The sequence below is a fragment of the Streptomyces sp. NPDC045955 genome (genome assembly GCF_056430805.1).
The window spans coordinates 512,715-537,416 of the sequence record NZ_JBWKKY010000001.1; the positions used below are offsets into that span (position 1 = coordinate 512,715).

Annotated in this window: 25 protein-coding genes and 1 riboswitch; of the genes, 12 read left to right on the forward strand and 13 right to left on the reverse strand. The window is 71.2% G+C overall.

Going from position 1 to position 24,702, the window contains the following annotated elements:
• Positions 1 to 189 carry a hypothetical protein gene (locus tag AC07F0_RS02350; RefSeq protein WP_307175948.1) on the reverse strand — a complete coding sequence of 63 codons (189 nt, stop codon included), beginning with the start codon at positions 187 to 189 and terminating at the stop codon, positions 1 to 3.
• 337 nt (positions 190 to 526) lie between these two features.
• Between AC07F0_RS02350 and AC07F0_RS02355 the strand changes: the two genes are divergently transcribed.
• On the forward strand, positions 527 to 2,566 hold the full coding sequence (locus AC07F0_RS02355; RefSeq protein ID WP_478973184.1) for a HelD family protein: 2,040 nt from the start codon (positions 527 to 529) through the stop codon (positions 2,564 to 2,566).
• A 124-nt stretch (positions 2,567 to 2,690) separates the two neighbouring features.
• Here AC07F0_RS02355 and AC07F0_RS02360 read toward each other — a convergent pair whose 3' ends face one another.
• Positions 2,691 to 3,383, reverse strand: a complete 693-nt coding sequence (locus AC07F0_RS02360; RefSeq protein ID WP_478973187.1) for a copper homeostasis protein CutC — start codon at positions 3,381 to 3,383, stop codon at positions 2,691 to 2,693.
• Positions 3,384 to 3,499: 116 nt separating this feature from the next.
• Positions 3,500 to 4,177: a maleylpyruvate isomerase family mycothiol-dependent enzyme gene (locus AC07F0_RS02365; RefSeq protein WP_478973189.1), complete on the reverse strand. Its 678-nt coding sequence runs from the start codon at positions 4,175 to 4,177 to the stop codon at positions 3,500 to 3,502.
• A 47-nt stretch (positions 4,178 to 4,224) separates the two neighbouring features.
• On the opposite strand from AC07F0_RS02365, the gene AC07F0_RS02370 reads away from it, so the two are divergent.
• Both AC07F0_RS02370 and AC07F0_RS02375 read left to right on the forward strand, forming a co-directional pair.
• Positions 4,225 to 4,869 (forward strand): HD domain-containing protein, encoded by a 645-nt coding sequence (locus AC07F0_RS02370; RefSeq protein ID WP_478973192.1) that lies wholly within the window; start codon positions 4,225 to 4,227, stop codon positions 4,867 to 4,869.
• 37 nt (positions 4,870 to 4,906) lie between these two features.
• The gene (locus tag AC07F0_RS02375) at positions 4,907 to 5,974 is read left to right on the forward strand and encodes a GNAT family N-acetyltransferase (RefSeq protein ID WP_478973578.1); all 1,068 of its coding nucleotides are present in this window, start codon (positions 4,907 to 4,909) and stop codon (positions 5,972 to 5,974) included.
• Here AC07F0_RS02375 and AC07F0_RS02380 read toward each other — a convergent pair.
• The gene (locus tag AC07F0_RS02380) at positions 5,947 to 6,234 is read right to left on the reverse strand and encodes a DUF4031 domain-containing protein (RefSeq protein ID WP_478973195.1); all 288 of its coding nucleotides are present in this window, start codon (positions 6,232 to 6,234) and stop codon (positions 5,947 to 5,949) included. The two genes, AC07F0_RS02375 and AC07F0_RS02380, sit on opposite strands and share 28 nt — an antisense overlap.
• Complete coding sequence (locus tag AC07F0_RS02385; RefSeq protein WP_436731265.1) at positions 6,231 to 6,614, reverse strand: hypothetical protein; 384 nt, start codon at positions 6,612 to 6,614, stop codon at positions 6,231 to 6,233. Before AC07F0_RS02385 ends, AC07F0_RS02380 begins: the two co-directional genes overlap by 4 nt.
• A 55-nt stretch (positions 6,615 to 6,669) precedes the next feature.
• On the opposite strand from AC07F0_RS02385, the gene AC07F0_RS02390 reads away from it, so the two are divergent.
• Both AC07F0_RS02390 and murQ read left to right on the forward strand, forming a co-directional pair.
• Positions 6,670 to 7,572, forward strand: coding sequence for a MurR/RpiR family transcriptional regulator (locus AC07F0_RS02390; RefSeq protein ID WP_436731264.1), 903 nt, complete (start codon positions 6,670 to 6,672; stop codon positions 7,570 to 7,572).
• A 43-nt stretch (positions 7,573 to 7,615) separates the two neighbouring features.
• A complete protein-coding gene (gene murQ, locus AC07F0_RS02395; RefSeq protein WP_478973199.1) occupies positions 7,616 to 8,572 on the forward strand; it encodes an N-acetylmuramic acid 6-phosphate etherase in 957 nt (318 codons plus the stop codon).
• Here murQ and AC07F0_RS02400 read toward each other — a convergent pair.
• Both AC07F0_RS02400 and AC07F0_RS02405 read right to left on the reverse strand, forming a co-directional pair.
• The gene (locus AC07F0_RS02400) at positions 8,569 to 10,608 is read right to left on the reverse strand and encodes a hypothetical protein (protein WP_478973202.1); all 2,040 of its coding nucleotides are present in this window, start codon (positions 10,606 to 10,608) and stop codon (positions 8,569 to 8,571) included. The two genes, murQ and AC07F0_RS02400, sit on opposite strands and share 4 nt — an antisense overlap.
• 134 nt (positions 10,609 to 10,742) lie before the next feature.
• Positions 10,743 to 10,988: a hypothetical protein gene (locus AC07F0_RS02405; protein WP_478973589.1), complete on the reverse strand. Its 246-nt coding sequence runs from the start codon at positions 10,986 to 10,988 to the stop codon at positions 10,743 to 10,745.
• Between the two features lie 114 nt (positions 10,989 to 11,102).
• On the opposite strand from AC07F0_RS02405, the gene AC07F0_RS02410 reads away from it, so the two are divergent.
• From AC07F0_RS02410 to AC07F0_RS02430, 5 genes are all read left to right on the forward strand, one after another.
• Positions 11,103 to 11,942 (forward strand): helix-turn-helix domain-containing protein, encoded by an 840-nt coding sequence (locus tag AC07F0_RS02410; protein WP_478973205.1) that lies wholly within the window; start codon positions 11,103 to 11,105, stop codon positions 11,940 to 11,942.
• Positions 11,926 to 12,138 (forward strand): DUF397 domain-containing protein, encoded by a 213-nt coding sequence (locus AC07F0_RS02415; RefSeq protein WP_478973208.1) that lies wholly within the window; start codon positions 11,926 to 11,928, stop codon positions 12,136 to 12,138. Before AC07F0_RS02410 ends, AC07F0_RS02415 begins: the two co-directional genes overlap by 17 nt.
• Before the next feature lie 254 nt (positions 12,139 to 12,392).
• Positions 12,393 to 13,199, forward strand: a complete 807-nt coding sequence (locus AC07F0_RS02420; protein ID WP_478973211.1) for a hypothetical protein — start codon at positions 12,393 to 12,395, stop codon at positions 13,197 to 13,199.
• 59 nt (positions 13,200 to 13,258) lie between these two features.
• Positions 13,259 to 13,939 (forward strand): Uma2 family endonuclease, encoded by a 681-nt coding sequence (locus tag AC07F0_RS02425; protein ID WP_478973213.1) that lies wholly within the window; start codon positions 13,259 to 13,261, stop codon positions 13,937 to 13,939.
• 14 nt (positions 13,940 to 13,953) lie between these two features.
• Positions 13,954 to 14,523, forward strand: coding sequence for a hypothetical protein (locus AC07F0_RS02430; RefSeq protein ID WP_436726639.1), 570 nt, complete (start codon positions 13,954 to 13,956; stop codon positions 14,521 to 14,523).
• Positions 14,524 to 14,526: 3 nt separating this feature from the next.
• Here the strand turns inward: AC07F0_RS02430 and AC07F0_RS02435 are convergent, their stop codons facing one another.
• The 6 genes from AC07F0_RS02435 to thrC form a co-directional block, all read right to left on the reverse strand.
• Positions 14,527 to 16,077 carry a carboxylesterase/lipase family protein gene (locus AC07F0_RS02435; protein ID WP_478973216.1) on the reverse strand — a complete coding sequence of 517 codons (1,551 nt, stop codon included), beginning with the start codon at positions 16,075 to 16,077 and terminating at the stop codon, positions 14,527 to 14,529.
• An 85-nt stretch (positions 16,078 to 16,162) separates the two neighbouring features.
• Positions 16,163 to 17,290, reverse strand: coding sequence for an NADH:flavin oxidoreductase (locus AC07F0_RS02440; protein ID WP_478973219.1), 1,128 nt, complete (start codon positions 17,288 to 17,290; stop codon positions 16,163 to 16,165).
• 180 nt (positions 17,291 to 17,470) lie between these two features.
• The gene (groL, locus tag AC07F0_RS02445; RefSeq protein WP_356926237.1) at positions 17,471 to 19,093 is read right to left on the reverse strand and encodes a chaperonin GroEL; all 1,623 of its coding nucleotides are present in this window, start codon (positions 19,091 to 19,093) and stop codon (positions 17,471 to 17,473) included.
• A 531-nt stretch (positions 19,094 to 19,624) separates the two neighbouring features.
• The gene (locus AC07F0_RS02450; RefSeq protein WP_010035953.1) at positions 19,625 to 19,828 is read right to left on the reverse strand and encodes a cold-shock protein; all 204 of its coding nucleotides are present in this window, start codon (positions 19,826 to 19,828) and stop codon (positions 19,625 to 19,627) included.
• Between the two features lie 447 nt (positions 19,829 to 20,275).
• Positions 20,276 to 20,551: a ubiquitin-like small modifier protein 1 gene (locus AC07F0_RS02455; protein ID WP_208032903.1), complete on the reverse strand. Its 276-nt coding sequence runs from the start codon at positions 20,549 to 20,551 to the stop codon at positions 20,276 to 20,278.
• A 127-nt stretch (positions 20,552 to 20,678) separates the two neighbouring features.
• A complete protein-coding gene (thrC, locus tag AC07F0_RS02460; protein WP_478973222.1) occupies positions 20,679 to 21,965 on the reverse strand; it encodes a threonine synthase in 1,287 nt (428 codons plus the stop codon).
• An 18-nt stretch (positions 21,966 to 21,983) separates the two neighbouring features.
• Positions 21,984 to 22,139: riboswitch (SAM riboswitch) on the reverse strand.
• Positions 22,140 to 22,294: 155 nt separating this feature from the next.
• On the opposite strand from thrC, the gene AC07F0_RS02465 reads away from it, so the two are divergent.
• Both AC07F0_RS02465 and AC07F0_RS02470 read left to right on the forward strand, forming a co-directional pair.
• Positions 22,295 to 23,239 (forward strand): glucosyl-3-phosphoglycerate synthase, encoded by a 945-nt coding sequence (locus AC07F0_RS02465; RefSeq protein ID WP_478973225.1) that lies wholly within the window; start codon positions 22,295 to 22,297, stop codon positions 23,237 to 23,239.
• A 73-nt stretch (positions 23,240 to 23,312) separates the two neighbouring features.
• Positions 23,313 to 24,701: an alpha,alpha-trehalose-phosphate synthase (UDP-forming) gene (locus AC07F0_RS02470; RefSeq protein ID WP_478973228.1), complete on the forward strand. Its 1,389-nt coding sequence runs from the start codon at positions 23,313 to 23,315 to the stop codon at positions 24,699 to 24,701.
• The last annotated feature ends 1 nt before the right edge of the window (position 24,702 follow it).

Consider the following 24,702-nt stretch of genomic DNA (forward strand, 5'->3'; position numbering starts at 1 on the left):
TCACTTGCGGCGGACCACGCCCACTTCCTCGCCGTACTGGCCGAGGATGATGACGTCGAAGGCGGCGCCCGCGAACACCTTGACGGCGCGCAGGGCATCGCCGAGGCGGTGCCGGTGGCTGCCTGCCACGGCGGTGGCGCCGGGCGGGCGGCCCGGTGCCGGGGCGGGGGAGATGGTTGCTGCGCTCATGTCTCCATGGTGCGTTTCCGTACGTAAAGTCCGCGTCGGCCTGAGGGCCGAACCCGCGTGCTCCGCCCGTACGCCTGCGGACCGACGCCGGCCCCTCGGGGAGGAGGGTCTCGTCCCCTAGGGGACGAGAAAGGGGGGACGGGAGTCGAGGGGAGAGAAACGGGGAGCAGGAAACGGGGGCGAGAAAAGGGGGGCGAGAAAAACCGTTGGCGGTCGCCTCGCCCGCTCCTCTAGGATCTCCGCTCTTGCCCGCCTCCCTCACGGAGCGCCGCCGACCGGACGGAAACCGGCCGGCATCTCACCGCCATCTCTCAGCAGGTCCTCCGGAGGCACCCCCTTGTCCACGCCCGTCGACGACCCGCTCTCCCGTGAGCGCTCCCACCTCGCCGCGTCCCGTTCCGCCCTGCGCGCCATGCGCGAGGACGTCGAGGCCCTCGACATCAGCGACGTCACCGCGAACTGGGTCAACGCGGAGGTGCTGGCCCACCAGATCGAGGAGCGCATCAAGGCCCTGGCCGACCTCAGCGACACGCCGCTGTTCTTCGGGCGGCTCGACTACCTGCGCGCACCGGGCGCCGAGCAGGCCGAAGGCGCGGAAGGGGAGCGCTTCTACATCGGGCGGCGGCATGTGCACGACCAGGACGGCGACCCGATGGTCATCGACTGGCGTGCCCCGGTCTCCCAGCCGTTCTACCGGGCCTCCAAGAAGGACCCGATGGACATCGCGCTGCGTCGCCGTTTCGGTTACACGGGAGGCGACCTCACGGCGTACGAGGACGAGCACCTGTCGGACCCGGGCGAGGCGGCGCGCACCAGCAAGCTGCTCCAGCAGGAGATCGAGCGGCCCCGCGTCGGCCCGATGCGGGACATCGTCGCGACGATCCAGCCCGAGCAGGACGAGATCGTCCGGTCGGGGCTCTCCGGCACGGTGTGCGTGCAGGGCGGCCCGGGCACCGGGAAGACCGCCGTCGGCCTGCACCGGGTCGCCTACCTCCTCTACGCCCACCGCGAGCGCCTCGCCCGCACCGGCACGCTCGTCATCGGACCCAACCGGTCCTTCCTGCACTACATCGAGCAAGTGCTGCCGGCGCTCGGCGAGTTGACAGTGCAGCAGGCCACCGTCGAGGACCTGGTGGCGCACGTGGAGATCAGGGGGACGGACGACGCGACGGCCGCGGTCGTCAAGGGCGACGCCCGCATGGCGCGGGTGCTGCGCAGGGCCCTCTACGCGCACGTCACGATGCCCACCGAGCCGGTCGTGGTGGTGCGCGGCTCCCGCCGCTGGCGTGTGGCGGCGTACGAACTGGAGGACATCGTCCGCGAGTTGCTCGACCGCGACATCCGCTACGGCGCCGCCCGCGAGGCCCTGCCGCAGCGCATCGCGCACGCCGTGCTGGTGCAGATGGAGCGCTCGGGTGAGGCACCGGACGACCGGGTGCAGGACGCGGTGGCCCGCAACAGCGCGGTCAAGGCGGCCGTCAAGGCGGTCTGGCCGGCCGTCGACCCGGCGAAGCTGGTGCTGCGCCTGCTGTCGGACGCGGACTTCCTCGCCGAGCACGCGGAGGGGATCCTCGACGAGGAGGAGCAGAAGGCGGTGCTGTGGGCGAAGCCGGCGCGCAGCGTCAGGTCCGCCAAGTGGTCGGCCGCCGACGCCGTCCTCATCGACGAGGCCACCGACCTGATCCAGCGCACGCACTCCCTCGGTCATGTCGTCCTCGACGAGGCGCAGGACCTCTCCCCCATGCAGTACCGGGCGGTCGGCCGCCGCTGCACGACCGGCAGTGCGACCGTCCTCGGCGACCTGGCGCAGGGCACCACGCCGTGGGCGACCCGCAGCTGGCAGGAGGCGCTGGCCCACCTGGGCAAGGCGGACGCGATGGTGGAGGAGCTGACGGCCGGTTTCCGCGTGCCGACGGACGTCATCACCTACGCCTCCCGGCTGCTGCCGTACATCGCCCCGGGGCTCACCCCGGTCGTGTCGATCCGTGAGAACCCGGGCCACTTCGAGGTCCGGGAGGTCACCGGCACCGCCGATGTGGTCGACGCCTGCCGCGCGTCGCTGCGCAACGAGGGCTCGACGGGCCTGATCGCGGCGGACGCCCGGATCCCGGAGCTGGCGGCGGCCCTGACGGAGGCCGGGATCCCCTGCCTCGGCCCGGGCGAGGAGACGACCCGGGAGACCCGCCTGACCTTGGTCCCGGCGTCGCTCGCGAAGGGCCTGGAGTACGACTACGTCGTCCTGGACGAGCCCCGGGCGGTGGTCGACGGCGAACCGGACGAACGCACGGGTCTGCGGCGCCTGTACGTGGCGCTGACGCGAGCGGTGTCGGGTCTGACGGTGACGCACGCGGCCCCGCTGCCGCCGCAACTGGCCTAGGGCCTGTCTGCGGGCATTCGTGCCTCACCCAGTGCCTCAAGGGCCCGGGAGGTGCCCCCAGGGGCGGCACGACTGCCCGCGGGCTGACGCCACCGCTCAACCGCCGTCCACCGCGGCCCGCCGCTCAACCGCCGTCCACCGCGGCCCGCCACTCAGCCACCGCCCCGACCGACACCGGCTCCCCCCAACCTCCCGGCCGCACCGCCCCACCGATGTGGAAGGCGTCCACCCCCGCGCCCCGCAACACCGGCACATGCTCCAGCCGCAACCCACCCCCCACCAGCAACCGTTGCTCATATCCCGGCTCCCCGGCACGCCCGGCCTCCGCGAGCAGCACGGGAAGCCCGTCGTCGACGCCGTCCGCCGACCCGGCCGTCAGGTACGTGTCCAGCCCGGGCATCCCGTCCAGCTGCTTGCGCAGGGCGTCCCGGTCGGCGGCCCGGTCGATGGCCCGGTGGAAGGTCCAGGGGCAGCCGTCCAGCACGCCGACGACCCGCTCCACCGCCGCCAGGTCCACCGCGCCGTTCGCGTCGAGGAACCCGAGCACGAACTCCTCGGCCCCGGCCTCCCGGAGTCCGGCGGCCACGCCGGCCAGCCGGTCGACGTCCCCCGCGGCGAAGCCGTCGGCGAGCCGCAGCATCACTCGCAGCGAGAGGTCGACGGCCCGCCGGATCCCGGCGACGGTGGCGGCCGACGGGGTGAGCCCGTCGGCCGCCATGTCGGTGACCAGCTCCAGCCGGTCCGCGCCTCCGGCCTGGGCGGCGACCGCGTCCTCGACGCCGAGGGCGATCACCTCCAGGACTGCACGCTTGCTCATGGGGCCCCTTCGTCGGCATGGCGTCGGCGTACGACAACTGGTCTAGCCCTAACAGGTCTAGTCCAATCAAGACTACGCTGCCCGCTTCCGCCGCGTTCCACGCCCCTGGACCTGACTCAGCCGTAGATGTTCAGGTCCTTCGCCTCCACCCCGACCAGCTCGAACTCGGCCCCGTCGACCGGCCGACCCGTGTACAGCCGCACCAGGGTCGGCCCGTCCCCGATGAAACGGCCCGGGGGCCGCTCCCCGCCGCTCTCCCCAAGCCGCAGCGGTTCGTCCAGGTCGTCCAGGTCGGCGTGCAGCGGCACATGGCCCCGCTCGCGGGTGATCCGGGCAAGCAGCGCCAGCGCGTCCGGCAGCCCGGCCCCGCCGTACGCGCCGGGCTCGCCGAAGGCGTCGCGCACGTCCCCGGCGTGCACCCACTCCCCCAGCGCGAGGCCGTCCAGCTTCCCGCCCGCCCCGGCGATCACCGGCCCGGCCTCGGTCATCCCGCGCTCCAGCTCGTCGACCACCCGGGCATTGCTCCAGCCGTCCCGCTCGGCGATGTCCCGGTCGTTCGACTCGGGCGAGAACACCCCCTCCTCGAACCGGTTCTCCACCACCCGGGTGAGCGCGGCCGAGCAGTGCGCCAGCACCGACCGCACCGACCAGCCCGGACACGCCGCCACAGGCAGCGCGAAGTCCTCCTCGGCCCTGCCCCGCAACAGCGGGATCAGCGCGTCACGCTCGATCGCGAGCAGCCTCCCGGGTTGCTCGGGGTCCCGTACGTCGTGCACATCAGCAGGAGTCGTCATGGGACCCACGCTAGGTCCCACGCCCCGCCGAGCGGGAGAATGCCCCCATGGCCGATATCGACGCCCTCCGCGCCCGCTTCGTCCGCACGCTGGAAGCGGCCCGGGGCCCTGCCGCCGGCCCGGACCCGGTCCCGTACGCCGACGACCTGCTCGGGCGCTGGCAGGAGCCGCAGCGCCGCTACCACACGGTGGCGCACCTCACGGCGGTCCTGGACCACATCGACGTACTGGAGGAGTACGCGCACGACCCGGACGTGGTCCGGCTGGCCGCCTGGTTCCACGACGCCGTCTACCTCCCCGAGCGCTCCGAGAACGAAGAACGCTCCGCGCGTCTGGCCGAACGCGCCCTGCCCGAGGCCGGCGTGTCCGCCGCCACGACCGCCGAGGTGGCCCGCCTGGTCCGTCTCACCGCCGGCCACGACCCCGCCGACGACGACCCCGACGGCCAGGTGCTGTGCGACGCCGACCTGGCGATCCTCGCCTCGCCCCCGTCGGTGTACGCCGCCTACACCGCCGCCGTCCGCGAGGAGTACCACTTCGTCCCGAACGAGGCCTTCCGCACGGGCCGCGCGGCGATCCTGCGCCAACTCCTCGACCTGCCGAGGCTGTTCAGGACGCCGTATGGAGCCTCTCAGTGGGAGGCCACGGCCCGCTACAACCTCACCGCCGAGCTGGAAATGCTGTCGCTCTGACCGGACCCCGCCGCATAGCCTGCCCCGTATGGGAGACATGGGCGGGGAACGTGTACAGGAAGCCGTGACGGGTTCCGTGGAAGCGCTGAGGGCGGCCGTGGACCGGGACTGGGAGGCGGTGCCCGCCGAGGGACTGGAGTGGAGCTGCCGTGAGACGGCGGTGCACGTCTCCGTGGCGCTGCTCAGGTACGCCGGCCAGCTGGCCGGACGCGCGGCCGAGGGCCGCATCCCCTTCGCGTTCGGCCTGGAGGAGGACACCGGCAACGACAGTGTCCTGCGGGTGATCGAGACGACCGGTGCCCTGCTCACCGCCGCCATCCGCACCACCCCCCGCGAGGTGCGGGCCTTCCACCCGTTCCCCTTCCGCAGCGCGAACCCCGAGGGCTTCGCCGCGATGGGCGTGGCCGAGGTGCTGCTGCACACCCGCGACATCGCCGAGGGGCTGGGGGTCGCGTACGAACCGGACCCGCAGCTGTGCGACTTCGTCCTCACCCGGATCTTCCCGCACGTGCAGCCTGGTCCGACCCCGTGGCGGACCCTGCTGTGGGCCACCGGCCGCGGTGACCTGCCCGGACGTGCCCCGGTCACGGAGTGGCTGTGGAGCAACAACCTGGTGATCCCCACCGAGCGGCTCACGCTGGAGGGCGTCACCCCGGCGGCGGCGAACGACCTGGCCACGGTCGGCGACGGCGGCTTCGAGTGGATCGAGGGCGGCCCCCTCGAAGGCACCCGGATCGGCGCCGGCCTGGTGTTCAAGCAGTACGAGGACGGCGTCCACCGCCCGGAGTGGGGCACGTACGTGCTGGTCCGCCGCGAGGACGGCCGCGCACTCGGCGCCATGGGCTTCCACAGCGTGCCGGACGACTCGGGGCGGGTGGAGGTCGGCTACGACCTGGTCGAAGCGGCCCGTGGCCACGGTTACGCCACCGAGGCGCTGCGCGCGCTGTCCGCGTGGGCGCTGTCCCGGGACGAGGTGCACACGGTCGTCGCGAACGTCGAGCGGGACAACGCGCCCTCGCACCGCGTCCTCGCCCGCGCCGGGTTCGAGGCCGTCGCGCAGGACACCGAGCAGGTCACCTACGAGCTGCGCGAACCCCGCGGCTGAGTCCGCCCCTTCGGCCGGCGCAGCCCCGCCCCGTGCAGCAGCCGCACCACCTCGCGGCTGCTGACCTCCACGGCCCCGGCCTCGACGGCGTCCGCGTACCGCTGGGCGGGGATGTCGTAGTGGTCGCGCTCGAAGGCCCGCCGGGGCACGCCGAGGCGTTCGGCGAAGGCGTGCAGTTCCTCGTACGAGACGTCGCTGACCAGATGGGACCACATGCGGCCGTGGCCGGGCCAGGTCGGCGGGTCGATGTAGACGGTCACGAGGACGCCGCTCCGCCGAGCGCCTCGCCCAGCGACCCGACCGCCGCGACCTTCACGCCCGCCTCGCTGCACACCCAGTGCGGGTCGGGCCCCAACTCCGGTTGTACGTCCAGCGCGTGCGGCTCGCCGGCGCCACACACCGGGCACAGCGGCCAGCGGCCGTAGCGCTCCAGCAGGGCGTCCTGCACGTCCTGCGCGACCAGACCGGCGACGTACTGCGCGCCCTCCGGCCACTGCTCGACCCACCAGCGCCGCTGCACGACGGACTCCTCGACCAGCGACACGACGTCCGCCTCGGCGACGCGTCCCGCGACGAGGTCGGCCAGCACGAGTGCGCGCGCGGCGTGCAGGGCCTGCTCCAGGGGGCTGATGGGGTCCATACCCCCATTGTGCGCACTCTTGACCGTGACGCCGAGCCGAAAATATCTTTCAGAGGTGACCTCAAGAGTGAAGGAAAGTTTCGGCACCCCGCCGGCGCCCGCCGCCCTCGCGGCCAAGGTCCGCACGCTGGGCCCGTCGATGACGCGTTCCATGCAGCGGGTCGCCGAGGCCGTCGCGGGCGATCCGGCCGGCTGCGCGGCCCTCACGGTCACCGGTCTCGCCGAGCTCACGGGCACCAGCGAGGCGACCGTCGTACGCACCGCCCGGCTGCTGGGCTATCCGGGTTACCGGGACCTGCGCCTGGCCCTCGCCGGCCTCGCCGCCCAGCAACAGTCCGGCCGCGCCCCCGCCATCACGACGGACATCGCGGTCGACGACCCGATCGCCGACGTCGTCGCGAAGCTCGCCTACGACGAGCAGCAGACCCTCGCCGACACCGCCGCCGGTCTCGACACCGTCCAACTGGGCGCGGCCGTCACCGCGCTGACCGGTGCCCGCCGCACGGACGTGTACGGCGTCGGGGCGTCCGGGCTGGTCGCCCAGGACCTCACGCAGAAGCTGCTGCGCATAGGGCTGGTCGCGCACGCCCACAGCGACCCGCACCTGGCCGTCACCAACGCCGTCCAACTGCGCGCGGGCGACGTCGCGATCGCCATCACGCACTCCGGGTCGACGGGGGACGTCATCGAACCACTGCGGGTCGCCTTCGAGCGCGGGGCGACGACGGTGGCGATCACCGGCCGCCCGGACGGCCCGGTCACCCAGTACGCCGACCACGTCCTCACCACGTCCACGGCCCGGGAGAGCGAGCTGCGTCCCGCGGCGATGTCGTCGCGGACCGGACAGCTTCTTGTGGTGGACTGCCTGTTCGTGGGGGTGGCGCAGCGGACGTACGAGACGGCGGCGCCGGCGCTCTCGGCGTCGTACGAGGCGTTGGCCCACCGGCACCGTTCCTGAGGCCGCCCCGCCCAGCACCGGAAAGACACGGAAAGAGCCGTCCATGACCTCCACCTCCAACCCCCGTGGTCTCAGAGCCGAGCTGGAGTCCCTGACCACCGAGGCGTTCCGGCCGGAGCTGGCCGGCATCGACCGGCTGCCCACCCTCGACATCGCGCGGCTGATGAACGGCGAGGACGCCACCGTCGCCGGGGCGGTCGCGGCCCGGCTGCCTCAGATCGCCGCGGCGATCGACGCCCTGGCCGAGCGGATGGCCCGGGGCGGCCGGCTGGTCTACGCGGGGGCCGGCACGGCGGGCCGGCTGGGCGTTCTGGACGCCTCCGAGTGCCCGCCCACCTTCAACACGGACCCCGACCGGGTCGTCGGGCTGATCGCGGGCGGCCCACAGGCCGTGGTCACCTCGGTGGAGGGCGCGGAGGACTCCCGGGAACTGGCCCGTGCCGACCTGGAGCACCTCGGCCTGACCCCGGACGACACGGTGGTCGGCATCTCGGCCTCCGGCCGCACCCCGTACGCCATCGGCGCCGTCGAGTACGCCCGCGCCCGCGGCTCCCTCACCATCGGCCTGGCCTGCAACCCGGGCAGCCCGCTCGGGGCCGCCGCCGAGCACGGCATCGAGATCGTCGTGGGGCCCGAACTGCTCACCGGTTCCACCCGGCTGAAGGCCGGCACGGCACAGAAGCTCGTCCTGAACATGCTCTCGACGATCACGATGATCCGCCTGGGCAAGACCTACGGGAATCTGATGGTCGACGTCCGTGCCTCCAACGACAAACTGCGCGCCCGCTCCCACCGCATCGTCGCCCTCGCCACCGGCGCGGCGGACGAGGAGATCGAACGGGCGCTGGCCGCCACGGACGGCGAGGTGAAGAACGCGATCCTGACCCTCCTGGCCGGCATCGACGGCCCGACGGCGGCCCGCCTGCTGGCGGAGTCCGACGGCCACCTGCGCGCGGCCCTGGCAGCGGCCACGAGCACCACTCGGGCAGACACCTCTTAGAGCCCCACAGCGACCCGCGGTCCGTCGCCGCGCCACTGCTCGTGCTCCGCCGCGGCCTTGCCGGCCAGGGCGTTGACGGCCGCGTTGAACCGCTCCGTGGAGGTGGGGTGGTCCGGGCCCAGGACGTACTCCTTGAGGACGCGGCGCTCGGGTGCCATCGGGTCGTGCAGCGGTGCGCGGACCGCTCGGAGGATCTCCGGCAGCCGGACGCACTCGCGGTCGAGGAGGTAGGCACCCCCGGCGGTGGTGTACGCGGCCCGGAACGCCGCGTCGGGCAGGTCGTCCGCGTTGGTCAGCACGTACGGCTTGAGGCTCGCCACGAAGTCCGCGACCACGGACGACACATCGCTGATGAGCATGTCGGCCTGGTCGAAGCACTCGTAGAGCGTGGGCAGTTGCCTGACGATCACGTGGTGCCGGACGGCGCCCCGGCTCTCCCAGAAGATCCGGTGCCACTCGGCCCGCAGCGCGTGCCACTCGGCCTCGCCGCTCCGGTCCGGGACGCGCGCCTCGCGGGTCTGCTGCGCGTCGTCGCCGCGGAGGCGTCCCGACAACTCGCCGAGCCGGACCTGGATCTCCGCGAGCCGCGGCCGGGCGGCGGCGATCGCGGCCTCACCCCGGTCACCGTCCCGCCCCTCGGCGTCCCGCCCCTCGTTGTCGGCGCGCAGCAACTCCCTGATAACCCGGTCGGCTTCGGCCGCGGCGCGGGAGCGCTTGCCGGTGAGAGGGTGCGGCTTGTAGAGGACCCGCACGTTCTCCGTGAGCAGCTTCTCCACCAGCGTCACGCCCATCGGGATCAGGGACGTGTGGCAGTCGTCGTCGCTCCAGCCCTCCCAGGTCGGCGCGTACAGGACGGTCGGCAGCGGCCCGGGCACATGGTCCGCGTGCAGCCGGATCGACGACAGCTGCGGACGGCCCACCTCGACGATCGCCCCGTCGTCGATGGCGTGCCGCACCCGCTGGTAGCGATCGCGCCCGGCCCGCCCGGCGACCCAGATCTCGTCGTACACCTTGCTCACCCGATTGCTGCTGGCGAGCTTGTCGCTGTCGCCATGCCCGATGAAGACGTGCTTGGCCTCGGCGACGCGCAGCATGTGCACGTTCTTGCCCGCGTTGCCGGGGTAGAGGACGACCCGGAGCTCGGGCAGCTCCAGCTGCGCCACGTCATCGGCCTTCGGTACGCACAGGACCGGGATCGACGTACGGCTCAGGTAGCGGAACGAGGCCCGCTCCCGCAGGATGATCAGCGGCCGCCGGTCGAGCTGTTCCAGCGTCTCGATCCACATGTTGACCTGGTACATGAAGTCCCGGGACACGGACGCGAAGCTGAAGTACAGCGCCACCTCCGGCCGGTATCCAGCGAGTTGCCGGTTGACCTCCGCGATCACCTGGTCGTCGGACGGCGTCCGGCGGGCCCGGCGCAGCTGCGCCAGCAACGCCAGTACGGCGGCCACCGTGAGCCCGGCGGTCAGCGCGAAACCGGCGACGGCGGGCTGCCACGCCCCCGCCGTGAGCGCGGCCAGCAGCCCGGCGTGGGCCGGCAGGTCCAAGTGCAGCAGCTTGCGCAGGAAGCGCCGGTAGAGGAAGGCGGGCGGGGCCTCGGGGATGCCCGCCCCGCTCATGTCGAGGTTGCGCACCACCACGGGGAGCGTGCGCCGCCGCCGGATGGCGTGATGCACCGCCGTGTACAGCGTCACCAGCGCGAAGTGGGCGCTGAACACCGCCAGGGCGGTCACCAGCACCGCGTCCGACGCGTTCATACGGTCGGCCAGGGCGAGCAGCATCACCGTCCGCACGGTGAACCGCATCGTGCGCGTCAGCTGCAAGGCGGCCAGCCGCCGCACGAAGGAGGGGGCCCGCGCGTGCAGCACCTCGTCCGCGACGTAAGTCACGGCCGAGGCCGCCGCGAAGCCCCACAGCGAGGGCAGCAACGCGAAGACGGGCAGGGCGGCGAAACCGGCGGCGAGGAGGAGGACGAGGAACAGATCGGTCTTCCCGCGCACGCGCAGGACACCGCACAGCCAACGGAACGTCATGAACAGGATCCCTCTGAGAAAAGGATGTGTCTTCCGGGATGGCGTGCGGTGGGGCGTACGCCGCTGTACGCGCGATACGCCAGTTCGACGGCGATTGGGGTTAAATGGTTGTACGCCCGCCGGTCACCAGTACTTCACCGTGACTTCGGCTCCCGGTTGACCTGCCTCACGCGAGCCCGCAGCGTCTCCCGCGCGGGCAGCGAGCGCAGTACGTCGGTCAGGTGCTCGGCCGTCCGTACGTTGCACCGCCCCAGATCGACCAGGGCGAACGGCTCGTCGCTCGCTCCGGTCACCGGGTCGACGCCCAGCGACGGCAGCACGACGCCCACTCCGGCGAGCGCGTCCCGCAGCGACTCCACGATCTCTTCGGTCGAACGCACCTTTCCCTACCTCCACGCTGAGTTTGTGATTCACCACACAGCGTGTCCGAGCCGCCTCTAACCTGGCCAGATACGGCGACCCAACAACCCGATGTGTACGACAGGGAGTTGCCCATGCCCGGATCCAGGGACCTCGACCCGTCCTCCTCTCCGCGAGCCCTCCTGGGCGCCGAACTCCGCCACGCCCGCGAGAAGGCCGGCCTCAGCCAGGAGGAACTCGGACAGCGGCTGTTCGTGAGCGGGTCGTTCATCGGGCAGTTGGAGGCGGGGACGCGCAGGATGCAGCGGGAGTACGCGCGGCTGCTGGACGAGGTGCTGGGGACGGACGACTTCTTTCAGCGGAACTGTGTGGCGGCGGCGAAGTCGAAGTATCCGGAGCACTTCTCGGAGGCGGCGGAGGCGGAGGCGCAAGCGACGGCGATCCGGGAGTACACGCCGCTTCTGATTCCCGGACTGCTCCAGACCCCCGCCTACGCCCGAGCGGTGTGCCGCGCCTATCAGCCGACCGCACCGGAGGAGACCATCGAGAAGTTGGTAGCCGCGCGGGTGGAGCGCGCGCGGATCCTCGACGATCCAACAGAACCGTTGTTGTGGGCGGTGGTTGACGAGGCTGCCCTGCGTCGAGTGACTGGCGGGCCTGAAGTGATGGCAGAGGGGCTGCGCCACGTCGTCGGCCTGGCCCGCCGGGGCCGGGTCATGGTGCAGGTGCTGCCCTTCGATGCGGGAGCGCATGCGGCGATGCAGGGAGCCATCAAGCTGATGGACTTCGAGGACGCCCCGCCGTTGGTCTACTTCGAAGGGGTCGGCACCGGGCGGCTGGAGGACGACCCGGCCATCGTGAAGCACCAGAGGTTCACCTACGAACTGCTCACGGCCTGCGCACTCTCCCCCGAGAAGTCTCTGGCCCTCATCGAGGCGATGACGCAGGATTACGCCCATGAGGAGCATCACTGAGTACGACTTGAGCGCGGCCACCTGGCACAAGTCCAGCTACAGCGGCGGCGACGGCGGCAACTGCCTGGAAGTCACCCACGACTTCCCCACCGTCGCACCCGTCCGCGACTCCAAGAACCCCGAAGGCCCGAAGCTCGTGTTCCGGGCCACGGCCTGGGCCGCGTTCGTCGCGAACCTCAAGGACGAGACGGCCTGAGCTTCGGGACCCGGGCTTCGAGCTCTCTTTTCAAGGAACGGGTAGAGGGCCTCAACCCGCCCTCCCACCCCGCGTGTTGACTTGACGCGTTCGGCTTGCCACGGACGGTGACAGGCCTCTAACGTGCCTGCATACGCAACAGCCCCCGCCAGGTGCTACCAACACCTGCGGGGGCTTGACCACATAGATCGAAGGACAAGTTCGATCCCATGGCTGACGCCCAGCTTAGTACTGCCTCCCCGTCCGCGCACCCAATGGCGAACCCGGGTTACGGCAAGCGCTCCGCCCCCGACCAACTCCCCAGCACGAAGCACGACTTCGCACACCTCCCACCCCGCGAAGCCGCCATCGCCGCCTACCTCGACCGGCTCCCCGACGGCGCGGACATCTCCGTGAAGACGCTGGCCAGACAGCTCCCGTACGGACAGTGCGCCCTCGGCACCGCCCTCAACCGCATCCAGCAGGCGGGCCACCTGCGCCGGGGCCGGGAATGTGTGACGGCGGACGACGGCAGCTCCCGCTGGATCACCCGAACGTGGTTCTCGCGTACCGCCCGGGACGACGACTGGTGGGCGGCCTTCACTCGCGGCGATGTACCGAAGCAGGCAGCACGCCCCACCCGATCCCGCGCCCACATCCTCCTGGCCGCCCTCGGCCGCACGGCGCCCGTCCTGTCGCTCTCACAGGCCGACTGCGCGACGCTCGCCCCACTGGTGGCGGAGTGGTTCGAGCGGGGCGCCTCGGAGGAGGACGTACTGCGTGCGCTCACGGCCGGCCTGCCGACCCCCGTGCACCACCCGGCCGCCCTGGTCCGCAACCGCCTGACCAGCAAACTCCCGCCCCCACCCACCCCGCGTCCGCCCCTACGGGTTCTGGAGTGCGCGAACTGCGGTGCTCCGGGGCGTCCGGAGTCCCTACCAGGGGGGCGTTGCAGCGCCTGCCGGGGCGAGCGCGCCCCCGCGCGACCCCCTGCACCCCTGTCCGCCCCCACGGTTCACGAGCGCGCGGCCCAGATCCGCGCCGAGGTGTCCCGACGACGCCAAGAGAAGGCACGCACATGACGGCTCCTACGGTCCGACGCCACCAGCCCGGGGCACGATGGAGGGAAGGAGGCGACGCCATGACCCGAGACACGACCGACCGCCCGCAGATGGATGTCGAGGACTTCGACGAACTCGTGAGCAGGGCTCCGAGGGAGATCCGCAACAGGCTGGAGTTCCTGGGCGGGCGCCTGTGCATCCGGCACGGCCCACTCGACGTGGACGAGTTCGAAGAGCTTGCCGCGGTAGCGCCCGAGACGGTGCGGCTTGAGTACATCAATGGAAAGGTAGAGGTCAAGGCTGTGCCGGACGGCAACCACCGCTCGATCTTCATGTGGCTGCTGCGCCAGTGCATGCAGCACCGGCCTGAGCTGGACCTCGTGCCCGAGTCCGGCGTCAAGGCCGAGGCCTACCGCAAGGGCCGCGCTCGCACGGACGGAGCTCTGGTGCCAGTGGACCACTTCCGAGGCCACGGTGAGTGGTCCGACCCCGACGGTGCCCTGATGGCCGTGGAGATCACCTCCCACGACCGCGACACCGACCAACGCGACCGCATCGACAAGCCCGTCGGCTACGCGGCGGCCGACATCCCCGTCTACCTCCTCATCGACCGCGACAACCACACCCTCACCGTCCACAGCGAACCGAAGGACGGCCGCTACCAGCAGATCTCCCGACACCCCTGGGGCGCCACCGTCGAGCTCCCCGCCCCCGTGAACATCACCCTGGACACCGAGAAGCTCAAGGACTACGCCGACTGACGACAATGGACACCATGAACCACGCCCAGCTCACCGCCCTCGGCCGTGCCCTCCGTCTCCTCGGTGAGCACGGGGAAGTCCTCACCTCCGACACCCCGGACGCCAAGCTGCACGAGGTCAAGGCGGATCTGAAGCGCGCCCTGGACCTGCTGGAGGAGAGCGTCTCGAACGCGGCGCCCAGCACCCGCTGCCCCGAGCATCCGAACGGCCCGGTCGACGAGGGCGCCCCCGACCTGTGCCTGCTGTGCGAGACACGGCGCCGGGCCGCCCGCCGGGCGGAGTTCAACGGCCCCGCCCCGCAGCACCGGCCCACCGAGCCGGTCCAGTCCCGCTACGGCGTGAGCGGTGACCGCCCCCAGCCCCAGCAGCGCTGGCTGGCGGAGCTGTGGAACGGCCAGGCCTGGCAGCTGTGCGGCACCCCGCGCCGGGACCGCCGCGAGGCCGAGCTGTACATCGCCGCCCAGCGCAAGGCTCCCCGGGCCGCCATGGCGTACCGGCTGGTGCACGAGTTCACCGACTACGAGGTGCTGCGGGTGTGGGGGACGCCCGTGCGGGTCGACATCGAGCCGATGGGCAACCTGTAGGCCCTACAGCAGCGGCAGGGGCAGGAACTCGTACCCCTCCCACAGCCGCCGCGACCGCTCCTCCGGATACGCCGTGACCACCGGCTCCGCATCCAGCACCTGCACCAGCCGCCGCTCGTCGTCGTACGCCGGCCAGCCCGGGTCGCCCGTCCTCGCGAAGGACGTCCAGGACGCGCGGAAACGGGAGGACAGCGAAAGCGCCTCGGCGGACGGCTCCGCGCCCGCGAACAGCAGAAGTCCCAGGTCCGCCCCGTAGGTGCCGAACAGCAGCGGGACGTCCAGGCCGTGGCAGGCACCGAGCGCACCGCCGTTGCCGGGGGCCGGCCAGGTCAGTTCGTAGAGGTGCGCGCTGCCGCCGCCCGCGCACTGGGCCTCGGCCAGGTGCAGGGACGGCATGTTGAACAGCCAGTCCGTCTGGACGCGTTCGTAGAGTTCGCTCGGGGAGGCGTCGGGGAAGGCGGCGCGGTACGCCTGTTCATCCCCGGGGGCGAAGAGGCGCAGGGCGGAGGCCGCCCTGTCGTCGGTGATCTGGCCCAGTTGGCCCGCCATGGCGATGAAGAGGCGATACTCGTCACGGTTGTGGCCGACGAGGAGGTCGACGTCCTTCGCCGAGCCGGACCGCAATGCCTGCCACGGGCTCGTCGGCAGCACCTCGCCGTCGACCACCGGGGAGAAGGGCGTGACCGTGGGCGCCGCCTGGCCCCAGCGGTCGACGTACTGGAGCATCTTGGCGCTCAGCGTCTCACCGGCCGACGTCAGCCGGTGCGGGGCGATCGTCGCGAGATCGGCAACCGTGGGGCGCAGGCCCACCTCCGCGGCGAGAGCGGCACCGATGTCCCGGGCCAGTGCGTCGGAGAAGAACGTCCCCGGCACGCTCTGCGCGATCGCCCGCCGGAACAGACCGGCCGCACCCGGCATGGAGAGCAGCGAGGCGACCGAACCGGCACCGGCCGACTCACCGAAGACCGTGACCTGGCCGGGGTCGCCGCCGAAGGCCTCGATGTTGTCCCGCACCCACTCCAGGGCGGCCACCTGGTCGAGCAGGCCGCGGTTGGCGGGCGCCCCTTCGATGTGGGCGAAGCCCTCCATGCCGACGCGGTAGTTGAGGGACACGACCACGAGGTCACCGTCGGCCGCGATGTGCCGGGCGTCGTAGCCGGGGCTGCCGGAGTGGCCGAGCTTGTAGGCGCCGCCGTAGATCCACACCATCACCGGGCGGCGGGCCGCCGGGTCGGGCTCGGGCGTCCAGACGTTGACCGTGAGCCACTCGTCGCCCTCGGGCACGTCGAGCAGGCCCGGGCCGCCGAGGTTGCCGAGGTCCTGCGGGGGCGGCGGGCCGAAGGCGTCGGCGTCCCGTATGCCGTCCCAGGCGGGGGCGGGGCGCGGGGCCATGAAGCGGGCCTCGCCCACCGGGGGTGCGGCGAACGGGATGCCGCGGAAGACCGCGAGCCCCGTCTCCCTGCGGCCCCGGACCGCACCGGTGGTCGTGCGGACCACCGGTGCGGGCTCGTTCGAAGGGCCACCCGCCGACGGGCGGGACTCGGTCGTCGTCATATGGATCTCCTCGCGGGAAGTGAACAGGCGCTCAGTCAGTGTCCTTGACTGACGCAAGCAGATCCAGAGCCGTAGGTGACGGGTGTCAGCTGAGCGTCTTCAGCGCCGCCGGGTCGTACGGCGCCAGCTCGTCGAAGCGGCCCGACAGGACCTTCTCGGCCCACTCCGGGTCCTGGAGCAGGGCGCGGCCGACGGCGACCATGTCGAACTCGTCGCGCTCGAAGCGGTCCAGGAGGTTGTCGAGGTCGCCGATCTCCGCGCCCTCGCCCTGGAAGGCCTTGATGAAGTCGCCGTTCAGGCCGACCGAGCCGACGGTGATGGCGGGCTTGCCGGTGAGCTTCTTGGTCCAGCCGGCCAGGTTGAGGTCGGAGTCGTCGAACTCGGGCAGCCAGTAGCGGCGGGTGGAGGCGTGGAAGGCGTCCACCCCGGCCGCGGCGAGCGGGGTCAGGATGGCCTCCAGCTCCTCGGGCGTCTCGGCGAGGCGGGCGTCGTAGGCGTCCTGCTTCCACTGCGAGTAGCGGAAGATGACGGGGAAGTCGGCGGAGACGGTCTCGCGGACGGCCGCGACGATCTCCGCCGAGAACGCGGCACGGGCGACCGGGTCGCCGCCGTAGGCGTCGGTGCGGCGGTTGGTGCCCTCCCACAGGAACTGGTCGAGCAGGTAGCCGTGGGCGCCGTGGAGCTCCACACCGTCGAAGCCGATGCGCTCGGCGGCGGCCGCGGCCTCGGCGAACGCGCCGATGACGGCGTCGATGTCGGCCTGGGTCATGGCCTTGCCGGTGGGCTCGGTGGCGCCGATGCGCAGGCCGGAGGGGCCGACGGCCGGGGCGTCCGCGACCGGCGGCTCGCCCTGGTTGCGGACCATGCCGATGTGCCACAGCTGCGGCACGATCGTGCCGCCCGCGGCGTGCACCGCATCGGCGACCTTCGCCCAGCCCGCGAGCTGCTCCTCACCGTGGAACCGCGGCACGCGGTCGCTCTGCCCGGCCGACTCGTGGCCGACGTAGGTGCCCTCGGTGACGATCAGGCCGACTCCGGCGGCGGCGCGGCGGGAGTAGTACGAGACGACGTCGTCGCCGGGGACGCCGCCCGGGGAGAACATGCGGGTCATCGGCGCCATCGCGATCCGGTTCGGGACGGTCAGGCCGCCCAGCGATACGGGCCGGGACAGGATTTCGGCGGCGCGGGAGGCGGCGGAGGCGTCGACGGTCACGTGGGGTGCTCCTCTTCGGATACCGGACAGTATGTGCATACGCATAAGACGTACGGTCCAACCACCCGGACCCGCCCCTCCATCCCGTCCGCGCTGTGATCCGGGACACGCCCGAGGGCGGCACCTCCTGTCGGAACAGGAAGTGCCGCCCTCGGCAAGGACGTTGATCGACCAGGTCGATCAGAAGTCCATGTCACCGCCCGGCATGCCGCCGCCGGCGGGCGCGGCGGCCTTCTCCGGCTTGTCGGCGATGACGGCCTCGGTGGTGAGGAACAGCGCGGCGATGGAGGCGGCGTTCTGCAGCGCGGAACGGGTCACCTTCGCCGGGTCGATGATGCCCTCGGCGATCATGTCGACGTACTCACCGGTCGCGGCGTTCAGGCCGTGGCCGACGGGCAGGTTGCGCACCTTCTCGACGATGACGCCGCCCTCGAGACCACCGTTGACGGCGATCTGCTTGAGCGGGGCCTCCAGCGCCAGCTTCACGGCGTTGGCGCCGGTCAGCTCGTCACCCTCGAGCTCCAGCTTCTCGAAGACCGAGGAGGCCTGCAGCAGGGCCACGCCACCACCGGCGACGATGCCCTCCTCGACGGCCGCCTTGGCGTTGCGCACGGCGTCCTCGATGCGGTGCTTGCGCTCCTTGAGCTCCACCTCGGTGGCGGCACCGGCCTTGATGACGGCCACGCCGCCGGCCAGCTTCGCCAGGCGCTCCTGCAGCTTCTCGCGGTCGTAGTCCGAGTCGCTGTTCTCGATCTCGGCGCGGATCTGGTTGACCCGGCCCTGGACCTGCTCGGCGGAACCGGCACCGTCGACGATGGTGGTCTCGTCCTTGGTGATGACGACCTTGCGGGCCTTGCCCAGGAGGTCGATCGTGGCGTTCTCCAGCTTGAGGCCGACCTCCTCGGAGATCACCTCGCCGCCGGTGAGGATGCCGATGTCCTGCAGCATCGCCTTGCGGCGGTCGCCGAAGCCGGGGGCCTTGACGGCGACGGACTTGAAGGTGCCGCGGATCTTGTTGACGACCAGGGTCGACAGGGCCTCGCCCTCGACGTCCTCGGCGATGATCAGCAGCGGCTTGCCGGACTGCATGACCTTCTCGAGGAGCGGCAGCAGGTCCTTGACGTTGCTGATCTTCGAGTTGGCGATCAGGATGTACGGGTCGTCGAGGACGGCCTCCATACGCTCCATGTCGGTGGCGAAGTACGCCGAGATGTAGCCCTTGTCGAAGCGCATACCCTCGGTGAGCTCCAGCTCCAGACCGAAGGTCTGGGACTCCTCGACGGTGATGACGCCTTCCTTGCCGACCTTGTCCATGGCCTCGGCGATGAGCTCGCCGATCTGGGTGTCGGCGGCGGAGATGGAGGCCGTGGAGGCGATCTGCTCCTTGGTCTCGACGTCCTTCGCCTGCTCCAGCAGGGCGGCGGAGACGGCCTCGACGGCGCGCTCGATACCACGCTTGAGGGCCATCGGGTTGGCGCCGGCGGCTACGTTGCGCAGGCCTTCCTTGACCAGGGCCTGGGCGAGAACGGTCGCGGTGGTCGTACCGTCACCGGCGACGTCGTCCGTCTTCTTGGCGACTTCCTTGACCAGCTCGGCGCCGATCTTCTCGTACGGGTCCTCGAGTTCGATCTCCTTGGCGATGGACACACCATCGTTGGTGATCGTGGGGGCGCCCCACTTCTTCTCGAGGACGACGTTGCGGCCCTTGGGGCCGAGCGTCACCTTGACGGCGTCCGCGAGCTGGTTCATGCCGCGCTCGAGGCCGCGCCGCGCCTCCTCGTCGAACGCGATGATCTTGGCCATGTGAAGTGGTCCCTCCAGGACTGGGGGTGATTACTTCGGACCGCGCCCGCGCCCGCGACGGACGGCTCGCCGGCCTCGTGGTTCCTTCCCACCCGGCCTGCGGGCCTCACCGACCCGGTCCTTACGTTGTCACTCTCACCTTCAGAGTGCTAACGCAATGATTAGCACTCGGGCATGGCGAGTGCAAGCGACTCCCACGGTTCGGCCGGGCACTCAGCCTCCGGCGAACAGGCCGCACGCGACTCGGCCCACAGGCCACGGGCAGCATCGCGGCGAACCGGGCGAGCACAGAAATGCCAGGCCCCACGGCGCGCGCCGACGACGAGAGCGACGCCGCGACGTCCGATCGGCAGGGCGCGGCCCGGTGGCTCGAGGTCTTTCCTCGACCGAGCCGGGCGACGACGAGCGGGTCCGGAGCGCGACCGGCGCCCCCGGCACCGCGCTGACGCCGAGCAGGCCGAAGGGCCCGCACCCCGGGGGTGCGGGCCCTTCAGAGAAGACCGGTCGCTTGCGCTTGGTCGTGGTGCGCGTTCAGGCAGAGACGCGAACCATGTCGGCCTGCGGTCCCTTCTGACCCTGCGAGATCTCGAACTCGACCCGCTGGCCCTCTTCCAGGGTGCGGTAGCCGTCCATCTGGATCGCGCTGTAGTGGACGAAAACATCCGCACCACCGTCGACCGCGATGAAGCCGTACCCCTTCTCCGCGTTGAACCACTTGACGGTGCCCTGAGCCATGCCTAACTCCCCTATTACTGGCCCTTGCACAGATCCACACTTCGCGGACCCGGGTCAGACCTCACCCCCCACGGTTGGGGGCGTGCGCCGGAACGCGTCGACCGCGGCTGAATGTATCTGTCCAACTGCCGTCTGCAACAGGTCAATCGGACGAGAATTCTGGACGCGCAGGATCCGGAATGTGGGGAGAATTCGCCAGACTTCAGGGCAAGTCGGGCCGCACAAAAAGAACAAAAGCCGCGAAAGACGCACACACTTTGGCTACATCTTGTCGGGCGTGCGGCAGGAAATAAGGGCTCCCGATCAGGAGATCGGCGCTGCGTTCCCCAACTGTACCGCGCTCAATCACACAGAATTGCCCCCTCCGCTTCTCTCACGGAGGGGGCAATTCGATGAACTCTCAGTGACCGCCGTTACCGAAGGTAATAATCAAGCCGGTCGACCGGTTCAGCCACCCGCGACGGCGGGAATGATCGACACCCCGGCACCGTCCGGCGTCGCCGTGTCCAGCCCCTGCTCGAACCGCACGTCGTCGTCGTTGACGTACACGTTGACGAACCGGCGCAGCTTGCCCTGGTCGTCCAGCACCCGGGCGGCGATCCCGGTGTGGTTCTTCTCCAGATCGGCGATGACCTCGCCGAGGGTCGCTCCCTCGGCGGCGACCTCGGCCTGCCCGCCGGTGTAGGTGCGCAGGATGGTGGGGATACGAACGGTGACGCTCATCGGGATGTGACCTCCGGTTTTGTTTTGCAGCTACGGCTGGGGCGCGCCCCAGGGCGCGGGGCTGTGTCGATGTGCGGCTCCGCCGCGTGGGCGCGACCAACCCCCACCGGCCCGCAGCAGACAACGATCAGACGAGCCCAGCCTCACGGAACGAATCAAGGTTGGGACGAATGGTCGCAGTAAGCCCGGTCCCGGCCACCGCATCCAGCGTCTTCAGACCATCCCCCGTGTTCAGCACCACGGTCGTCTTCGAGGGGTCGAGCACCCCGTTCTCGATCAGCTTCTTCGCCACACCCACGGTCACACCACCGGCGGTCTCCGCGAAGATGCCCTCGGTCCGGGCGAGAATCTTGATCGCCTCGACGACCTGCTCGTCGTTGACGTCCTCCACCGCACCGCCCGTACGCCGCGCGATGTCCAGCACGTACGGCCCGTCCGCCGGGTTGCCGATCGCCAGCGACTTGGCGATCGTGTCCGGCTTCTGGGGGCGTACGACGTCGTGGCCGGCCTTGAACGCCGTCGACACCGGAGAGCAGCCCTCGGCCTGCGCGCCGAAGATCTTGTACGGCTTGTCCTCGACCAGCCCGAGCTTGATCAGCTCCTGAAGGCCCTTGTCGATCTTCGTGAGCTGTGAGCCGGAGGCGATCGGCACCACGATCTGATCCGGCAGCTGCCAGCCGAGCTGCTCGCAGATCTCGTACGCCAGGGTCTTGGAGCCCTCCGCGTAGTACGGCCGCAGGTTGACGTTGACGAAGCCCCAGCCCTCGCCGGCCGGGTCGCCGATCAGCTCGGAGCAGAAGCGGTTCACGTCGTCGTAGTTGCCCTGGATGCCGACGAGCTCGCCGCCGTAGACCGCGGCCATGACGACCTTGCCCTGCTCCAGGTCGTGCGGGATGAACACGCAGGAGCGGAAGCCGGCCCGGGCCGCCGCGGCGCCCACGGCGCCGGCGAGGTTGCCGGTGGAGGAGCAGGACAGCGTGGTGAAGCCGAAGGCGCGGGCGGCCTCCAGGGCCTGGGCGACGACCCGGTCCTTGAAGGAGTGCGTCGGGTTGCCGGAGTCGTCCTTGACGAAGAGCTTGCCCGCCTCGACGCCCAGCTCGCGCGCGAGGTTGTCGGCCTTGACGAGCTGGGTCCAGCCCGGGTTGATGTTCGGCTTGGTCGCCACGTCGGCCGGGACCGGCAGCAGCGGGGCGTAGCGCCAGATGTTCGCGGGTCCCGCTTCGATCCGCTTGCGGAGTTCCTCGGTGTCGTAGGCCGAGAAGTCGTAGGCGATCTCCAGCGGGCCGAAACACTCCTCGCACGCGAAGACCGGGCCGAGGGGTACGCGGTGACCGCACTCGCGGCAGCTCAGGGCGGCGGCGGGGCCGAGGTCTACGGTGGAGTCGGTGGTGCTTGCAACAGTCTGCACAGCCATGTGAGGCGAGGCCCTTTCTCCTCATCTTCCTCACGACGCATCTCGCCGTGAGACGGATTTGGCACCTTCCCGAGCCGGGAGCCTCGCGGAGCGGTCGACAGTGACCTACGAGTATCGGCTGGAGGGTTGCCGGGGCTTCATCGGGCCGTATCCCTCTGCCCCTCTGGATGAGCTGTATTCGGTTGTAAACAACGGCTGACCCCGGACATGCGATGGTCATCCGCGTTGTTCAAGACTGTAACCGACGACCAGGACAGTTGAGATAGTCGTCCGAACCGCGAGATGGGTCACAGTCCGTCCCGCCGAGAGTACGCAGAGGAGCCGCCACGGTGCTGGAAGAAGTCGAGCGCTGGCTGAGCACCCGTTCCTGGTCAGCGACCGATCGTCCGCTCCACCAGATCCTGGCCGCCAAGCAGCGCACCGGCCAGACGGTGAGTGTGGTGCTGCCCGCGCTCAACGAGGAGGAGACGGTCGGTGACATCGCCGCGATCATCCGTCACGACCTGATGCGGCAGGTGCCGCTCGTCGACGAGCTGGTCGTCGTCGACTCGGGGTCGACCGACCGCACGTCGGAGGTGGCCGCCGCCGCGGGTGCGACGGTGGTGCACCGCGACGAGATCATCCCGCGGATCCCCGCCGTCCCGGGCAAGGGCGAGGTGCTGTGGCGCTCGCTGCTCGTCACGCGCGGGGACATCGTCTGCTTCGTCGACGCGGACCTGAGGGACTTCTCGTCCGACTTCGTCTCCGGGATCGTGGGCCCACTGCTCACCGACCCGGACGTCGCCCTGGTGAAGGGCATGTACGACCGTCCGCTCGGCGCGGCAGCCGGGCAGGGCGGCCGGGTCACGGAGCTGATGGCCCGCCCGCTGCTCAACATGCACTGGCCGCAGCTGGCCGGGTTCGTGCAGCCGCTCGGCGGCGAGTACGCGGCCCGCCGCTCGCTGCTGGAGCAGCTGCCGTTCCCCGTCGGGTACGGCGTCGAGCTGGGCATGCTGGTCGATGCGCTGCACCTGGTGGGCCTGGACGCCCTCGCCCAGGTGGACATCGGCGTGCGCAAGCACCGGCACCAGGACGGGCAGGCGCTGGGCCGGATGGCCGCCGCGATCTACCGCACGGCCCAGCTGAGGCTGGCCCGCGGGCATCTGATCCGGCCGTCCCTGACGCAGTTCGAGCGAGGCGGCGACGGCTTCGAGCCGCGGACGTACTCCGTGGACACCGAGGAGCGTCCGCCGATGGTGGAGATCGCCGAGTACCAGGCGCGGAGAGCGGCCTGACCGGGGTCGTTTTCGGCCGGGTGGGGCGGGGCCGTACGTTTGAGCGTTTCCGGGCCGGGCTAGGTTGTGGCGTATGGCTTCGACGTACGGCTCTGCACAGGTGCTGGTGGCGTCCAACCGCGGTCCGGTCTCGTACGCGGTGGGCGATGACGGTTCGCTGAACGCCAAGCGGGGCGGCGGCGGGCTGGTCTCGGGGCTGTCCGCGATCGGCTCGGACGCGGACGCGCTGTGGGTGTGCTCGGCGCTGTCCGACGGCGACCGGGAGGCGGTCCGGCGGGGCGTCGGCGAGGACGGCGTGCGGATGCTGGACATCCCGGCCGACGTGCACGCGGACGCGTACAACGGCATCGCCAACTCGGTCCTGTGGTTCGTGCACCACATGATCTACCAGACGCCGCTGGAGCCGGTCTTCGACGCGGAGTTCCGGCGCCAGTGGGCGTCCTACGAGACGTACAACCGGGCGTTCGCCGAGGCGCTGGCCGAGGAGGCGGCGCAGGGCGCGGCGGTCGTGGTGCAGGACTACCACCTCACGCTGGTGCCGGGCATGCTCCGCGCGCTGCGCCCGGACCTGAGGATCGGCCACTTCTCGCACACGCCGTGGGCGCCGCCCGAGTACTTCCGGATGCTGCCGGACGACGTGGCCGGGCAGGTGCTGCGCGGCATGCTGGGCGCGGACCGGCTGGGCTTCCTCACGCAGCGCTGGGCGGACGCGTTCACCGCGTGCGCCGAGCAGTTCGCCGGCGGGCTCGGGGGCACGCGGATCGGCGTGCACGGGCTCGGGGCCGACGCGGACTTCCTGCGGAAGCGGTCGCGCGAGCAGGACGTGGAGGAGCGGATGGCCGCGCTCCGGGAGGAGATCGGCGAGGGCCGCCGCACCATCGTCCGGGTCGACCGCACGGAGCTGTCGAAGAACATCGTGCGCGGCCTGCTGGCCTACCGCCGGCTGCTGGAGACCCACGCCGAATGGCGCGAGCGGGTGGTGCACGTGGCCTTCGCGTATCCCTCGCGCCAGGACCTCGCGGTGTACCGGGAGTACACGGCCGAGGTGCAGCGGGTCTCGGAGGAGATCAACGCCGAGTTCGGGACGCCGGGGTGGACCCCGGTCGTCCTCAACCTCGAGGACGACTTCGCCCGCTCCCTGGCCGCGTACCGGCTGGCCGACGTGGCCCTCGTCAACCCCATCCGGGACGGCATGAACCTCGTCGCCAAGGAGGTCCCGGTCGTCTCCGACGAGGGCTGCGCCCTGGTGCTGTCGCGGGAGGCCGGGGCGTTCGAGGAGCTGGGCGAGGACGCGATCGTGGTGAACCCGTACGACGTGACGGGGACGGCGGCTGCCCTGCACGAGGCGCTGTCGATGCGCCCGGAGGAACGGGCCGAGCGCAGCAAGCGGCTGGCAGCGGCGGCGACCGCGCTGCCGCCGGCGCGGTGGTTCCTGGACCAGCTCGACGCGTTGAGGGGCTGAG

Bases quoted from the DNA above. Each gene is read 5' to 3' on its own strand.
- AC07F0_RS02350 (WP_307175948.1), bottom strand. From the start codon at position 189: ATGAGCGCAGCAACCATCTCCCCCGCCCCGGCACCGGGCCGCCCGCCC.
- AC07F0_RS02360 (WP_478973187.1), bottom strand. From the start codon at position 3,383: ATGAGCAAGCGTGCAGTCCTGGAGGTGATCGCCCTCGGCGTCGAGGAC.
- AC07F0_RS02365 (WP_478973189.1), bottom strand. From the start codon at position 4,177: ATGACGACTCCTGCTGATGTGCACGACGTACGGGACCCCGAGCAACCC.
- AC07F0_RS02370 (WP_478973192.1), top strand. From the start codon at position 4,225: ATGGCCGATATCGACGCCCTCCGCGCCCGCTTCGTCCGCACGCTGGAA.
- AC07F0_RS02375 (WP_478973578.1), top strand. From the start codon at position 4,907: ATGGGCGGGGAACGTGTACAGGAAGCCGTGACGGGTTCCGTGGAAGCG.
- AC07F0_RS02385 (WP_436731265.1), bottom strand. From the start codon at position 6,614: ATGGACCCCATCAGCCCCCTGGAGCAGGCCCTGCACGCCGCGCGCGCA.
- murQ (WP_478973199.1), top strand. From the start codon at position 7,616: ATGACCTCCACCTCCAACCCCCGTGGTCTCAGAGCCGAGCTGGAGTCC.
- AC07F0_RS02400 (WP_478973202.1), bottom strand. From the start codon at position 10,608: ATGACGTTCCGTTGGCTGTGCGGTGTCCTGCGCGTGCGCGGGAAGACC.
- AC07F0_RS02410 (WP_478973205.1), top strand. From the start codon at position 11,103: ATGCCCGGATCCAGGGACCTCGACCCGTCCTCCTCTCCGCGAGCCCTC.
- AC07F0_RS02415 (WP_478973208.1), top strand. From the start codon at position 11,926: ATGAGGAGCATCACTGAGTACGACTTGAGCGCGGCCACCTGGCACAAG.
- AC07F0_RS02420 (WP_478973211.1), top strand. From the start codon at position 12,393: ATGGCGAACCCGGGTTACGGCAAGCGCTCCGCCCCCGACCAACTCCCC.
- AC07F0_RS02425 (WP_478973213.1), top strand. From the start codon at position 13,259: ATGACCCGAGACACGACCGACCGCCCGCAGATGGATGTCGAGGACTTC.
- AC07F0_RS02430 (WP_436726639.1), top strand. From the start codon at position 13,954: ATGAACCACGCCCAGCTCACCGCCCTCGGCCGTGCCCTCCGTCTCCTC.
- AC07F0_RS02435 (WP_478973216.1), bottom strand. From the start codon at position 16,077: ATGACGACGACCGAGTCCCGCCCGTCGGCGGGTGGCCCTTCGAACGAG.
- groL (WP_356926237.1), bottom strand. From the start codon at position 19,093: ATGGCCAAGATCATCGCGTTCGACGAGGAGGCGCGGCGCGGCCTCGAG.
- AC07F0_RS02450 (WP_010035953.1), bottom strand. From the start codon at position 19,828: ATGGCTCAGGGCACCGTCAAGTGGTTCAACGCGGAGAAGGGGTACGGC.
- AC07F0_RS02455 (WP_208032903.1), bottom strand. From the start codon at position 20,551: ATGAGCGTCACCGTTCGTATCCCCACCATCCTGCGCACCTACACCGGC.
- thrC (WP_478973222.1), bottom strand. From the start codon at position 21,965: ATGGCTGTGCAGACTGTTGCAAGCACCACCGACTCCACCGTAGACCTC.
- AC07F0_RS02470 (WP_478973228.1), top strand. From the start codon at position 23,313: ATGGCTTCGACGTACGGCTCTGCACAGGTGCTGGTGGCGTCCAACCGC.